The organism is Methylomonas sp. DH-1, from assembly GCF_046097555.1.
Lineage (GTDB): Bacteria > Pseudomonadota > Gammaproteobacteria > Methylococcales > Methylomonadaceae > Methylomonas > Methylomonas koyamae.
The window spans coordinates 3391043-3404917 of the sequence record NZ_CP143089.1 but is presented as its reverse complement, the minus strand read 5'-3'; the positions used below and the strand labels follow the sequence as shown (position 1 = coordinate 3404917).

The 13875-nt window shown below is 49.6% G+C and carries 15 protein-coding genes; 7 read left to right on the top strand and 8 right to left on the bottom strand.

The features are described 5' to 3' along the window. Nucleotides 1-10: 10 nt before the first annotated feature. The gene (locus tag VXJ35_RS15465; RefSeq protein WP_054760411.1) at nt 11-208 is read right to left on the bottom strand and encodes a hypothetical protein; all 198 of its coding nucleotides are present in this window, start codon (nt 206-208) and stop codon (nt 11-13) included. A 119-nt stretch (nt 209-327) separates the two neighbouring features. Between VXJ35_RS15465 and VXJ35_RS15460 the strand changes: the two genes are divergently transcribed. Both VXJ35_RS15460 and VXJ35_RS15455 read left to right on the top strand, forming a co-directional pair. Beyond that, nucleotides 328-972 carry a SirB2 family protein gene (locus tag VXJ35_RS15460; protein WP_231914757.1) on the top strand — a complete coding sequence of 215 codons (645 nt, stop codon included), beginning with the start codon at nt 328-330 and terminating at the stop codon, nt 970-972. A gap of 158 nt (nt 973-1130) precedes the next feature. Continuing rightward, on the top strand, nt 1131-1535 hold the full coding sequence (locus VXJ35_RS15455) for a septal ring lytic transglycosylase RlpA family protein (RefSeq protein ID WP_054760409.1): 405 nt from the start codon (nt 1131-1133) through the stop codon (nt 1533-1535). Nucleotides 1536-1603: 68 nt separating this feature from the next. Here VXJ35_RS15455 and purD read toward each other — a convergent pair whose 3' ends face one another. The 4 genes from purD to dusB form a co-directional block, all read right to left on the bottom strand. Continuing rightward, nucleotides 1604-2890 (bottom strand): phosphoribosylamine--glycine ligase, encoded by a 1287-nt coding sequence (gene purD / locus VXJ35_RS15450; protein ID WP_064022255.1) that lies wholly within the window; start codon nt 2888-2890, stop codon nt 1604-1606. 80 nt (nt 2891-2970) lie between these two features. Then, nucleotides 2971-4527, bottom strand: a complete 1557-nt coding sequence (purH, locus tag VXJ35_RS15445) for a bifunctional phosphoribosylaminoimidazolecarboxamide formyltransferase/IMP cyclohydrolase (RefSeq protein ID WP_064022254.1) — start codon at nt 4525-4527, stop codon at nt 2971-2973. 29 nt (nt 4528-4556) lie between these two features. Beyond that, nucleotides 4557-4820, bottom strand: a complete 264-nt coding sequence (locus tag VXJ35_RS15440; RefSeq protein WP_054760407.1) for a helix-turn-helix domain-containing protein — start codon at nt 4818-4820, stop codon at nt 4557-4559. Then, nucleotides 4821-5798, bottom strand: coding sequence for a tRNA dihydrouridine synthase DusB (gene dusB / locus VXJ35_RS15435; RefSeq protein ID WP_064022253.1), 978 nt, complete (start codon nt 5796-5798; stop codon nt 4821-4823). A gap of 224 nt (nt 5799-6022) precedes the next feature. On the opposite strand from dusB, the gene cysC reads away from it, so the two are divergent. The 3 genes from cysC to VXJ35_RS15420 all read left to right on the top strand — a co-directional run bounded on the left by cysC (nt 6023) and on the right by VXJ35_RS15420 (nt 8724). Next, complete coding sequence (cysC, locus tag VXJ35_RS15430; RefSeq protein ID WP_064022252.1) at nt 6023-6670, top strand: adenylyl-sulfate kinase; 648 nt, start codon at nt 6023-6025, stop codon at nt 6668-6670. Then, the gene (locus tag VXJ35_RS15425; protein WP_064022251.1) at nt 6651-7604 is read left to right on the top strand and encodes a hypothetical protein; all 954 of its coding nucleotides are present in this window, start codon (nt 6651-6653) and stop codon (nt 7602-7604) included. The genes cysC and VXJ35_RS15425 overlap by 20 nt, the downstream gene beginning before the upstream one ends. 181 nt (nt 7605-7785) lie before the next feature. Beyond that, on the top strand, nt 7786-8724 hold the full coding sequence (locus VXJ35_RS15420) for a hypothetical protein (protein ID WP_157198197.1): 939 nt from the start codon (nt 7786-7788) through the stop codon (nt 8722-8724). 11 nt (nt 8725-8735) lie between these two features. Here the strand turns inward: VXJ35_RS15420 and VXJ35_RS15415 are convergent, their stop codons facing one another. From VXJ35_RS15415 to VXJ35_RS15405, 3 genes are all read right to left on the bottom strand, one after another. Beyond that, nucleotides 8736-9593, bottom strand: a complete 858-nt coding sequence (locus tag VXJ35_RS15415) for an HlyD family secretion protein (RefSeq protein WP_064022249.1) — start codon at nt 9591-9593, stop codon at nt 8736-8738. A 140-nt stretch (nt 9594-9733) separates the two neighbouring features. Continuing rightward, nucleotides 9734-10477 (bottom strand): ABC transporter ATP-binding protein, encoded by a 744-nt coding sequence (locus VXJ35_RS15410; RefSeq protein WP_064022248.1) that lies wholly within the window; start codon nt 10475-10477, stop codon nt 9734-9736. After that, a complete protein-coding gene (locus VXJ35_RS15405) occupies nt 10477-11547 on the bottom strand; it encodes an ABC transporter permease (protein ID WP_197495852.1) in 1071 nt (356 codons plus the stop codon). Before VXJ35_RS15405 ends, VXJ35_RS15410 begins: the two co-directional genes overlap by 1 nt. Before the next feature lie 311 nt (nt 11548-11858). Here VXJ35_RS15405 and VXJ35_RS15400 point away from each other — a divergent pair, with 311 nt between their 5' ends. After that, nucleotides 11859-12725, top strand: coding sequence for a ThiF family adenylyltransferase (locus VXJ35_RS15400; protein WP_064022246.1), 867 nt, complete (start codon nt 11859-11861; stop codon nt 12723-12725). Between the two features lie 38 nt (nt 12726-12763). Further along, nucleotides 12764-13837 (top strand): nitroreductase family protein, encoded by a 1074-nt coding sequence (locus VXJ35_RS15395; protein ID WP_064022245.1) that lies wholly within the window; start codon nt 12764-12766, stop codon nt 13835-13837. Nucleotides 13838-13875: the final 38 nt, after the last annotated feature.

Sequence of the window (13875 nt, the reverse complement as noted above, 5' to 3'; positions counted from 1 at the left end):
AGCAAATTAATTATTTTGCTTGGCTCAGTACGTCGTTGTTGAAATCTTTATGCTTAGCCAAAACTTGAGCTTCAGCAGCAGCACTGGTTTCACCGCTGTATTTCAAGTGTTTGGTTTCGTCTTGTTTCAACATTACGACGCCGGCAATAGCGATCGCAGTAACAACAGCAACTACGGTAAAGGTATTGTCTTTTTCTTGTTCAGCCATTTTCTAATCCTCATCTTGTTGTTGTAATAATTAGCCCTAAACAGGGGCAACTCGAGTTGTATGTCGAATTTAGTATTATTGTTAGTCGACGGGGCATTTTTTACACTTAAATTTGTTTTGTGTCAAAACAATATTTTTCTGCGGCAAAATTTTTGTGCGGTATCAGCGGATTTAGCGCATTCCAAGCCGATTTCGATGGTCCAGTGGGCGCAGCGAATCGATTCAGTGATCGGGGCGAGGGCATTCAAGGCCGTGATTTCCACGCGACATTCGGCGAATCGAGACCGTTGTTTCATTATTGCTATCCGGGATCGCATGTTAGCATTAGTTCCTTACGTCACAACGGCATCGAGTCTGTCGGCCGGTGCTTAATTTCCAGCAGAACATTGAAGGACGAAACAGTGGTCAAACATTTACATTTGCTTTTAGCGGCATTGGTAGCAGTCAGTTTTATCGCCAGAGTGCTTGCGACACAGGTCAAGCCCGAATTATTACAGCGTCCGTTATTAAAGATTGCTCCGCACGCGTTGGCTAGCCTATTGCTGATTAGCGGCATCGTTCTGGTGTTTCAAGGCGGTTGGTTGGCCGGGAGTTTTGGCTGGATTGTCGCCAAAGTGCTGGCGCTACCGGTTTTTATCGGGCTGGGAATGGTTGCGATTCGGCAAAGTGGGCAGCAACGTTGGTTGGCATTTTCCGGCGCAATGCTGGTTTTGTTTTATATCGCCGGGGTGGCGGTGCATAAGCAGGCGTTTTTCTTTTTATGAAGTTATTTAATATCAATCTGTTAGGGTGATTTTGTGGTGCGTGAAAATAAGTCTTGACAGGAGAAAAATACTGAGCACTAACGAAAAAAGCTTGTCATGCCACACCCGTTGGGTTAGTCTCTGAACCTCCTGTCAATACTTAACGAAAGGAGGGTAGGATGCGAAATGCGAAACGGATAGCCTTTTTAACGCTATCAGCTAGCCTAGCGTCTGTTTGCTCTGTTAGTTATGCGAAAACAGAGAAGCACGGTTTGCTTTCCATTGAACAAAGCGGCATTGCGTCGTACTACAGCGACAAAATGCATGGTCAGCGGACAGCGAACGGTGAGGTTTACGATAAAAATGCGCTTACAGCGGCGCACCCATCGTTGCCTTTCGGTTCGTTGGTACGAGTTGTTAACTTGTCCAACAACCGTAGTGTAGAACTACGCATTAATAGCCGGGCAGGGCACCGTAACAGGCGACTGTTGGATGTGTCCAAGCAGGCTGCAAAAGAGCTTGGCTTCGTGCAGGCCGGCTTAGCTAAAGTGAAGCTGGAAGTATTACGTTTCGGCGACGCTTAGTTGTTCAAATTCCTTGCTACCCGAGCAGCTTTGCTGCCGGGTAGCAGGCTATCCTAATTTATTACCAGCTAGTTTTCCGTACTGCGAATTGCTTTAAAACCAATATCGTCCCGGTAATATACGTCCTGCCAGTCAATTTCATGAGTCAAGGCATAGGCTTTACGTTGGGCTTCCGCTATATCTGCACCTAAAGCGCATGCGCATAGCACTCTACCGCCGGCAGTGACGATTTTTTGGCCTTCCATCTTTGTGCCGGCGTGAAATACTTTCGAATCGGCGGCGTTTTCAGTTGGCAAGCCATTGATCGGATGGCCTTTAGCATAAGCGTCGGGATATCCGCCTGCGGCTAACACGACACCTAAAGCCGCGCGTTGGTCCCATTCGGTATCGATTCTATCCAGCGTTTTCTGTAATGCCGCCTGGCACAGTTCGACCAGATCGCTTTTCAAACGCATCATGATCGGCTGTGTTTCCGGGTCGCCAAACCTGCAGTTGTATTCCAATACTTTGACGGTGCCGTTTTTGCCGATCATCAGACCCGCATAAAGGAAGCCGGTATATTCGTTGCCGTCTTCGCGCATGCCGCGTAGCGTCGGCATGATGACTTCGTCCATAACGCGCCGGTGGATTTCCGGAGTAACCACCGGAGCCGGAGAATAAGCGCCCATGCCGCCGGTATTCGGTCCTTGGTCGCCGTTATCGCGGGCTTTGTGGTCTTGCGATGTTGCCATAGCCAGCGCGTGTTGTCCGTCGGCGATCACGATAAAGCTGGCTTCTTCCCCCGCTAAAAACTCCTCGACCACCACTCGATGCCCGGCTTCGCCGAAACTGTTGCCGGACAACATATCCCGTACCGCATCGATCGCTTGTTCTTCGGTCTGGGCAACGATGACGCCTTTCCCGGCAGCCAAGCCATCGGCTTTGACCACGATTGGCGCGCCCTGGCTACGAATGTAGGCAATGGCCTGTTCGGTGTCGGTAAAGGTTTGGTAGGCGGCGGTGGGAATGCCGTGGCGAGCCATAAAATCTTTGCAAAACGATTTCGACCCTTCCAATTGCGCCGCTTTTGCAGTGGGTCCGAAACAGGCTAAGCCGGCGGCTTGGAATTGGTCGACGATGCCCATTACCAGCGGTACTTCCGGGCCGACAATCGTTAAATCGATGGAGCGTGCCTGGGCGAAGTTCAGCAAACCGTCAATGTCGTCAGCTTGAATGTCGACGTTGTCTATACCGGCTTCCAATGCAGTGCCTGCATTTCCGGGGGCTACGAAGACATGGGTGACTTTTGGGGATTGTTTGGCTTTCCAGGCCAGGGCGTGTTCACGGCCGCCGCTACCGACAATCAGGATTTTCATAGGATTTACCGGAGATCAGTTGGGAAAAAGGGCCGCAGTGACCGGCCCATCTCGACACGAATCGGATTCGATGCGGCGCATCAATGCCGAAAATGGCGCATGCCGGTCAATACCATTGCAATATCGTGCTCGTCAGCCGCCGCAATGACTTCGGCGTCGCGCATTGAGCCGCCGGGATGTATCACCGCGGTAATGCCGGCTGCCGCCGCGGCGTCGATGCCGTCGCGGAAAGGGAAAAAGGCATCGGATGCCATGACCGAACCTGCTACATCCAGGCCCTCGTCCGCCGCTTTAATGCCGGCGATCTTTGCCGAATAGACCCGGCTCATTTGGCCGGCGCCGATACCGATGGTCCGGCCGTGTTTACCGTAAACGATAGCGTTGGATTTGACGAATTTGGCAACCTTCCAGACGAACAACAAATCGGCCAATTCCTGCGCGGTCGGTGCGCGCTTGCTGACGACTTTCAGATCCGCCGCGGCAATATTGCCGGTATCTTTGTCCTGCACCAATAGGCCGCCGCCGACCCGTTTGAAATCCAACTGCGCGCTTTCTGAGTCGTGCCAATAACCGCAGTCCAATATTCGGACATTCGGCTTTTTGGCCAAAGCGGCTTTCGCCTCGTCAGCGATTGCCGGCGCGATAATGACTTCGACAAACTGGCGGCCGACGATTTCGGCGGCGGCGGTTGGGTCGAGTTCGCGATTGAAGGCGATGATGCCGCCGAATGCCGAGGTAGGATCGGTTGCGTAGGCCAGATTGTAAGCGTCGTAAATATCGGTTCCGACTGCCACGCCACAGGGATTGGCGTGTTTGACGATCACGCAGGCCGGTTCGGAAAACGCTTTTACGCATTCCAAGGCGGCATCGGCGTCGGCGATGTTGTTGTAAGACAATTCCTTGCCTTGTAGTTGTCTTGCCGCGGCGATGCTGCCGGCAGGCGGCGTTTTTTCTCGATAAAACGCAGCGTTCTGATGCGGATTTTCGCCATAACGCATGGTTTGTAAGCGGTGAAATTGCAGATTGAGCGTTTCCGGAAAAGCGCTGTCCAGTATTTTTCCTAAATAAGCCGAGATTGCGGTGTCGTAGCGGGCAGTGTGTTCGAAGCTTTTCAAGGCCAGTTTGAACCGGCGCTCGTGGCTCAGGGTTGCGTTACCCGTTTGCAGTTCTTCCAAAATAGCCGCGTAGTCGGCCGGATCGACCACAATTGCAACATCGGCATGGTTTTTTGCGGCGGCGCGGATCATGGTCGGGCCACCAATGTCGATGTTTTCGATCGCGGTCTCCAAATCGCAATCCGGCTTGGCGATGGCTTGTTCGAAGGGGTAAAGATTGACGACGACCATGTCGATAGGTCGGATAGCGTTTGCTGCCATCACCGCGTCATCGATTCCGCGGCGGCCCAAGATGCCGCCGTGCACTTTAGGGTGCAGGGTTTTCACCCGGCCGTCCATCATTTCCGGAAAACCCGTGTAATCCGATACTTCGGTGACGGCTATATTATGTTCGGCCAGCAATTTCGCAGTACCGCCGGTGGAGAGCAATTCGATTCCCAGGCTGTTCAGGCCGCGGCAAAACTCGAGAATGCCGGTTTTATCGGAGACGCTGACCAACGCACGGGTCACTTTTTTGTTCATGCAAACCTCAAAAAAGGAAAAAGAAGATGTTAACTGATGCCGTAATGGTCGAGCTTTTTGCGCAGGGTGCTGCGGCTCAGACCCAGAATAATTGCGGCTTTGCTTTGGTTGAAATCGCAATGTTTCAGTGTGGTTTCCAGTAGCGGCTTTTCGACTTCGGCTAAGACTAAATGGTATAAACCGGAGGAATCGTGACCGTTAAGATGTTTGAAATACTCTTCGACGCAATCGCGGACATGGTCGGACAGGGTGCGGTCGCTACCGGCATCTGTTGGGGAAGGTGGTGTTACCATCTAGGGGGCTCTTGGCGAAATTAGATTGAAAGATGCGTCGACCAGATTGAGTTGTAGCTTGGTATCTTGAGCCCGATTGATCGCCGCCTTTTGTGCGGCCGGCAATGCACCTAGGCGATCGAAATACCAACCGATGTGTTTCCGGGCGATTCTAACACCAGTGTCTTTGCCGTAGAAGCTGTATAAATTCTCCAGGTGCCTGGCGACGACGGTTTTGATTTCGGTCAAACTCAGCGTAATCGGCGCAGAACCCTGCAGGGTTGCGCTAATTTCTCTAAAAATCCAGGGCCGGCCTTGGGCGGCGCGACCGATCATCACCGCGTCGGCACCGGTATAGTCCAGGACCTGTTTGGCTTTCTCAGCGCTATCGATGTCGCCATTGGCGATGATAGGAATCGTGGTTATTTGTTTTACACTTTTGATAGTCTCGTATTCGGCATGGCCTTCGAATTTACAAGCCCGGCTGCGGCCGTGTATGGTGAGCGCCTGAATTCCGCTTTGCTCGGCTATCCTTGCAATCTGCAAGGCGTTGCGGTTTTGCGGATCCCAGCCGGTCCGAATCTTTAAGGTCACCGGTATCTCGACCGCGGCGACGACGGCGTCCAGAATCCGAGCGACCAGCGCTTCATCCCTGAGTAGCGCCGACCCCGCTGCCGTCGAGCAGACTTTTTTAGCTGGGCAGCCCATGTTGATGTCGATGATTTGGGCGCCGCGCTGTTGATTGAGTCGGGCGGCCGCGGCCATTTGTGCCGGGTCGGCCCCCAGAATTTGTACCGAGCGAAGTCCGGCTTCTGCGGAAAGATCGGCTTTTTTCAGTGTCCGTGGGTGGTTTTGCAGGGTTGTATTGGAAATCAGCATTTCCGACACGACTAAACCGGCGCCGAATTCGTTACACAATTGCCGGAACGGTTTGTCGGTGATCCCCGCCATCGGGGCCAGAATTACGTTGTTGGGAAGTGGATGTGGGCCGATCTTCATGAATCGCCGAGCTGACCGAAAAAGGCCGCAAATGATACCTTAAAACACGGCACTCGCGAAATTTGAGGGAATCGACAATATCGGTCATTTCTCGGACCAAAGGTTTTTCGGAGGCGGGGCTTGGCGGCGGCGGGGCAATCGCGATTGAAGATTGGAGATAGGTCTGTTTGTTGGCTTAATCGGGCTGGATCAGTCGGAATTTTTTATGGAGAAAGCGAGTAGTTATGGAAAGCGTGGATAAACATGTGGTTTGGCATCACGCCCGGATTAATCGAGCACAAAGGGCGGCCTTGAATGGCCACCGCTCGGCGATTTTGTGGTTCACCGGCTTATCCGGCGCCGGCAAGTCGACATTGGCGCACGCGGTCGAAGAGCGCTTGCACGAGCTTGGCTGTCGTACGTTCGTTTTGGATGGAGACAACGTCAGGCAGGGGCTGTGCGCAGATTTGGGGTTTAGCGATCAAGACCGCAGAGAAAATATCCGGCGCATCGCCGAGGTTGCCAAATTGATGTTGGAGGCCGGCATCATCACGTTGACGGCATTTATTTCTCCGTTCCAGGTGGAACGTCTGCAAGCCAGGCAACTAGTGGCTGCCAACGATTTCATCGAAATTTATTGCAGTTGCGATTTGGCTGTTTGCGAGCAGCGCGATACTAAGGGCCTTTACCAAAAAGCCAGACAGGGAGAAATCAAATGGTTCACCGGAATTTCGTCACCTTATGAAGTCCCGTTGCATCCGGATTTAATCGTAGAAACCGGTCGGGATAGTTTGGACGATTGCGTGGACAGAGTCATGGAATTTTTGGCTGTGCGGGGAGTGATCGAGCTTCCAACGACAAGATCGCTGACCGATGAATATCGACGTTTTTAACGGAGATGCCGACGGCATTTGCAGTCTGGTTCAATTGCGGTTGGCATATCCGAGAGAGTCTTTGCTGGTGACCGGAGTTAAACGCGATATCGGATTGCTTACTCGGGTGGAGGCAACGCCCGGCGACGAGGTGGTGGTGCTGGACGTATCCCTGGACCGAAACCGAGATGCGCTGATGAGGTTGCTGGATAAAGGCGTCGGAATTTTTTACATGGACCACCATTTTCCCGGCGAGATACCGCGCTATTCTGGTTTGACGGCAGAAATCGATACCGATGCCAATGTTTGCACTAGCCTATTGATGGACCGTTTTTTGGGTGCGCGCTACACCGCGTGGGCGGTAACTGGGGCTTTCGGCGACAATTTGGATGCCGCAGCCTATCGGGCGGCCGGGGCGCTGAATATGTCGGCTCAAGAATTGCATGATTTAAAGCAATTGGGAATCTGTATCAATTACAACGCATACGGTGACGATATTTGCGATCTGCATATACCTCCCGATTTGTTGTACAAAGTGCTGGTTGGCTATCGTTCGCCATTGGAGTTTATCGGCGATAAACCGCATTTGTATCGACAGCTACTGGAGGGCTATGCCCAGGACATGGATTCAGTAGCGCAAGTCCAAGCATATTTTGCAACGGATAGCGTTGCCGTATTCGTGTTGCCCGATCAAAAATGGGCTCGGCGCGTCAGTGGTGTCTGGGGGAATGAATTGGCGAATCGCTATCCGGACAGGGCGCATGCCGTTTTGAACCGGAATCGGAACGGTGGGTTTCAGGTAAGTGTACGGGCTCCTTTAAACAATAAAACGGGAGCGGATGAGTTGTGCAGACAATTCTCGGGCGGGGGGCGCAAGGCTGCTGCCGGTATTGACAATCTGCGTGCAGAGTATATCGATAACTTTATTTCGGCTTTTCAAACTACATATTCGTAATCCAAGCCGATAGTGCTTTGAAAAAGCCTAAATCATCTTGGGGGCGGCTTTCCAATAGCGTGACAAGATTTCGATATACTTAAACTAAGTTTCTATATGGCCATCGTGGTTGTCGCTGTGAGGATGGCGGGTTGAGTTCTCACGCTTTAAATGACTTTTTATTGCCTCCGTGCGGAGAACAATGTTCTATTTTCTTTATTATATTTCCGATTATTGCCTGGTGTTTTGGCTACGCCGGTTTGATAATTGTCGTCGAGCGTTTATCAATGCCTGTTCCGGTAAGCGCTGTTGCTGGGTTTTTATGGGAATTTTGGTTTCGTTTGGATTAGAAGCCAATAATCAAACCGTTAAACCGACATCGTATAAAGAAAACGCGGAAGTGAAAAATCCGGCAAATGATGTTAAGAATAACGCTGCCGACCCTTTAAATAATCAGGTTTCACATAAAGATGGGGCTGATAAACAGGGAGAGTCCGGGCCCGTTCAGAATGCTTCGCTAAGTCGGGTCGCTTTGCCGCAACAAGGATATGTAACGATAGATTCGGTGCTTGCCGGCAGAATGACTAGGCCTTCCGCGTATCAGGCTGGATTTGCTAGGGAAAGCGGCCTTGGTGTCCCGCCTTATTTTCAGTCAGGCGTGGGAACTTTTTATGAAGATGTACTCGATTCGGTTCGCGATACTATAGGCGATACGGTATACAGCAAACTCTTGTGGACGTATTACGATATCAAGGAGATTGATAACTTAATTTATGCAAAAATGGCGCAATACGATTTTAGTCGCAGTGTCGTCGCCGAAGGATATAGGGGAATTAAAGGGCTGAACCATCAATTCGGTGCGAGCATTATGGTGGGCAATTCACTAGGCGTATCGAACGGAAACGCCATGTTCCAGGATGATATGGTAAAAGCGGTGTCGGGTAGTAACGAGAAGGCGGTGTTAAATATTCCAGAGCAAAATTTTGGAAATATCGAACATGATACTATTGATAACAGTTATTTCGCCTTAATCCTAAGGATTATGACAATAACGAATATTATATATGCCATGTTGGCTGTTTTTCTAAGCGGCTTGCTCTTGCGGCTCTTCAGGTTTTTTATCAAGCAAGATCTGAGTTGAATAACAGTTATTTAATTTAGTTCGATTTTAACGTTGACTTCAAGTCCGACCGGAGCATGTAAAGGCGATTCAGGATCGATAAATACTTGAATGACGTCGATATCCTTGCGTTCGGTGGCGGTTTTGGCGAAAACGGTCTTTTTGCCCATGATTTGTTTCACTAAAGACACGCGCGCAGGAATTTCTTTATCGCCCAGTCCGCGGCCAAACAAAATCGCCTTTTGCCCGGCGCGCAACAATAAGGCGTAGTTCTCATCCACTTCCGCCCGCACCCGCAATTTGCTCAGATCGCCCAGTAATAATACCGGTTCTGGGCTGCTGGTCGAAAATGTAGACTCGCCGACGCGCAAGATATTTTCCAGTACGGTTCCGTCGATCGGCGCAACCAGAAATGTTTCAGCGAAACTCTGTTGAGCCGCTTTTAACCGCGCTTCGGCAACCGCCACTTGAGCTAGTGCCGCTTGTTTGTCCACATCGCGGACGTAGTTTGTCAGATAGCGGGTTTCCGATAGTAAACGCAGGCTGTCTGCTTGCTTGAGTTTTGCGCTGGTTTCCGCCAAGTCGCGTTCGTCTTCCGAGGCAAATTTGCTATTTTGCAGCCGATCGATCCGTTCGAGTTTACGGCGCGCATATTCCGCGTCCAAGGCAGATACCTTTTGCGCGTTTTTTTTGGCTTCGATTTCGTAGGGATTGATGCCGGCCATGACTTTTTCCAAATCGGCTTTGGCAACTGCCAATTGCGCTTCTGCTACCGTAACCGCGAGTTGCTCTTCGGCGTTTTTTTGAAGAGCAAGGATGTCGCCAGCTTTAACCTGTTGGCCCAGTTCTACTTTATATTCGCCGAGAATTCCAGGATGTTTGAATGCCACTCGGCGAATTTCGTTGGCCGGCTCGATATAGCCTATTCCTTGTATCCTCCGTGGTTCCGGTCCGGACTGATCGGCTTGAAGCAAAGGGCTGCCGAGAGTAATCAGCAAAGCAGTAATCAATGAGGCGGGGCGTCGCATATTCAAAATCCGGGAGGGTGGTCCAAATTGGTTTCAGTATAGAAAGTATTTTCCGTTGCCGCAGTCTGCTGGCGCTCGACCAGTAGGCCGTCGGCAATCGATAGGATTCTATCGAACAACGGCAGCATTCTGGTGTCGTGAGTCACTACGACCAGGACTGCGTTTTCTATACGGGCTTGTTCGAGTAATAGCTCGACTACAGTTTTACCGGTATTCCAGTCGAGCGCAGCGGTGGGTTCGTCGGCCAAAACGATAGAAGGACGATGCAGTAGTGCCCGGGCGATGGCGACACGTTGGCGTTGGCCGCCGCTTAATTGACTAGGGTATTTGTGTCTAAGCGGTTGAAGTTGCAATCTATCCAATAGCATGTTGACGCGTTGGTCAATATCGGGTTGCGCCATGCCGGCATTGCGTCCGATGACCGATAAATTATCATCGATCGTCAGAAACGGTAACAGCTGCGCTTGCTGGAATATAAAACCCAATTTCTGCCGGCGGACTTCGGTCAGGCTGCTCTTGTCGGAAAAATTGACAGGGTTGTTTTCGACCAATAATTCCCCGTTACTTGGCGCCAAAAGGCATCCCAAGATCGACAGCAACGTGGTTTTTCCGGAACCGGACGGGCCAACTAATACGGAGGCTTGCCCTTGGGAAAATTCGAGATCCACGCGCTTTAGCACCTGCTCGACCAGGTCGCCGCTGCCGTAACTCTTGGTAATGCCCCGGCAGACTAAAACGTTTTTCATCAGTGAAATACCGAGACAGGGTCCAATTTAAAAACGGCACGGATCGAAAACCAGGAGCCGGCGATGCAGCAAAGTAGAGAGAATAGTGTAAGACAAGCGGAAACTGATGGTGTGGTTTCTAATGGGATAGGACTCAGCGCAGTGAATTTGCAGGCAACTAAAAACAGCAGCGAGCCTAAGATAATGCCAAGTCCACCAAGTGTTATGCTTTGAGTAAGGATGATCTGCCTCAGCGTTTTTTGATGGAAGCCCAAGGCGAGCAAGGTTGCGTAATTAGCGATATGGTCTTGTGTGATTGAAAACAATGTCTGGCTCATGATAATAACGCCAACTAACAATCCAAGTGCAGCCGTTATGATCACAGTGATGCCAACCCCTGTTTCCAGCATCCAGTATTTGACAGAGCGGGTCGCAAATTCTTTTGTAGTCAGCACCTCGACATTGGATAATTCGCTCGAGATTCGATCTCGGATGGCTATTGGATCTTCGCCTGGTGCGACGCGAGCGAGGACGTAGGTTATGTCGTCTTCTCGATGCGCGGGTACGTATCCGAGAGCGTTATCGATCGAAGTAAACACAAATGGGGCGGCGGTAAAGGTGCGCACTCCTTTGGAAAAGCCACCAATGATGGCCCGTTTTCCTTCCATCTCGGCTTCGTCCCCGATTGAATTCACGCCCAAGGCGCTTTTTGATAATTCATCGATTAAAACCGTATCGGGCAAATGCACCGATTCGATACTTCCTACCGCGATATTCCAAGGGCCTCCTGCGTTGCTGGAATCCAAGCCAATGACCTCGACAGTGATTCGTTTACCATCGGGATGTTGCCAGTTGATCCAGATTACCAACATACCCTCAGCCCAATTGACTCCGTCAACGCTGCTGACTTGCTGAACTCGGTGCCGGGGTATCGTTGTGCCGAAGTCGAATGTTCGTGTGTTTTCTGCCATAACCCATATATCGGCCCCAGCATGTTCTATTATGGCACTATTAGTATTTACCCAGCCGACCATTAGGCCGATTTGGGCGGCCGCCAAGAAGAATGCCAGCGCTATGCCGATCACGGTCATCGCAAAGCGTAGGCGTTTGTGAATTAGCATTTGGGTGGAAAGGAGGAAAACTACCGAATTCATCGTTGAATTGAATGATTTTTTCCGATGTGGGACATTTGAATTCTGCCGACTTTATAGCTGGGTAGCGCAAGGGAAGAGGCTGGTTTAAAGTGGACAGTCTTCAGATTGAGATTTAGGTCCAGGGTGTTCGTTTGGCAGGATAACGGTAAATACATTTATAGTAGCTAGCTAAACGGCAGGTAAAAAAGCCTGTTGACAGTGTAGCATAATACTTAGTAAAACCACTGACATCTATCAGGAGCAGATCCATGACCGCATTCAATTTCGAACTGGCGTTTTCCCGCAATATAGGTTGGATCACGCAAGATGAACAGGCGCAACTTCGTGGTAAAAAAATAGCGATTGCGGGCTTGGGCGGTGTCGGTGGTAGTCATTTGCTAACACTAACCCGTTTAGGTATCGGCAGATTTCACATAGCGGACTTTGATAAATTTGAACTCGCCAATTTTAATCGTCAGGTGGGGGCTACAATGTCACATTTGAATCAGCCCAAAGTTGATGTGATGGCAGACATGGCGCACGATATTAATCCTGAGTTGACCATCGAAAAGTATTCAGACGGCGTTACTGCAAGCAATCTCGCCAAATTTTTTAGCGGGGTAGATTTATATGTTGATTCACTCGATTTTTTCGCTTTCGAAGCCAGAGAAATGGTGTTTGACTACTGTGCAGAGCATGGTATTCCTGCAGTTACGGCGGCTCCTTTAGGAATGGGGGTCGCTCTGCTGAACTTTATGCCAGGCAAAATGACTTTCGAGCAGTACTTTCAACTTAGTGGTAAGTCGCGAACTGAGAAAATTCTGCATTTCTTATTGGGATTATCCCCGGCTATGCTGCAGAGAGGGTATTTGATGGATAGAAATGCAGTCGATTTGCTAAATCATCGTGGCCCATCTACTCCAATGGCGTGCGAGTTGTGTGCTGGTGTTGTAGCGACTCAAGCTCTAAAAATTTTATTGGATCGAGGTAGGGTTATTGCTGCGCCGACAGGGCTCCATTTCGACGCTTACTGTAACAAGTTAGTTACGACTTGGCGGCCAGGCGGAAACAACAATCTGATCCAGAAGTTAAGTATTCTGCTGGCTAAGAAGCAGTTTATTGAGATGATTCAATAATAGGATTTGTTCCTCGTCGCTGATTGGCCAAAACTACAATGGAAAAGACAAAAATAGAAACAATATTGGATGCCGCTATTCGGGCTCCATCGGGAGACAACTCGCAGCCGTGGCGTTTTGACGTTACAGACGATTACTCGAGAATAGTTCTTTATAACCTTCCCGAAAAGGATGACTCTTATTATAATTATCAACAGGTGGCTTCTTATATTGCACATGGTGCAGTAATAGAAAACATTAGTGTAGCGTCGCGACATTTAGGTTTGTCTATTAACGTCAGTTTGTTTCCAAATTCGAGTAACTTTCATCAGGTTGCAGCTATTGATTTTAGGTCCGAAGAAAGTTTTCCAGTTCTTGATCCGCTTTATGAATCCATATTTAAACGTTCGACTAACCGATTTAGATATCAATCTTCTAAATCCACCATTTACGACTTAAATTTATTGGTAGAGTCAGTCAAGGAAATTCCAAATGTTGTTAGTCATTTTGTAACGGATCCGAGCATTATAGATAAACTAGCGAGGGCATTTATGATAAATGATAGTTTAGTCTTTGAGAATAAAGCTATACATAGCTTTCTATTTAGACAAATACGCTGGAATCGGGAGCAAAGCATGAATGCTGGAGATGGTATGACATTGGATGTTTTAGGCTTGAGTTGGCCCGAGAAACTATTATTTCCGATATTACGCTTTTGGCGGTTTGTGAAATTGGCCAATTATCTCGGATTGTCACGAGTGGTTGGCCTCAAGTGTTGGTACAACTTTCGTAATGTGCCCGTCATTGGTATGTTGTGCGTGGAAAAAACTGATAGAGTTGGATTTATTCAAGCAGGCCGAGCCATGCAGCGAGTTTGGCTGGAGGCTACTAGACAGGGATTGGATTTTCAGCCACTTGTCGGCTTGCCTTTGCTTTTTTATCGTGGGAAGACTGCGGACTTGTCAGCTTTCCCTGAAAAACGTCAGAAGCAGCTTTTTCAAGCTGAAGCAAAATTAAGGGAATTACTCAACGTAGGGTCATCTGAAGAGTTAGTAATCGGTTTTAGGATTGGCAAAACTTTGCGGGTTGGAGGTAAAACCCTGAGAAAACCCGTTTCAATTCATTCTTACTAAGTTATTTATTTTTCTCTGTTTGTGGAAAGAACCCTGAA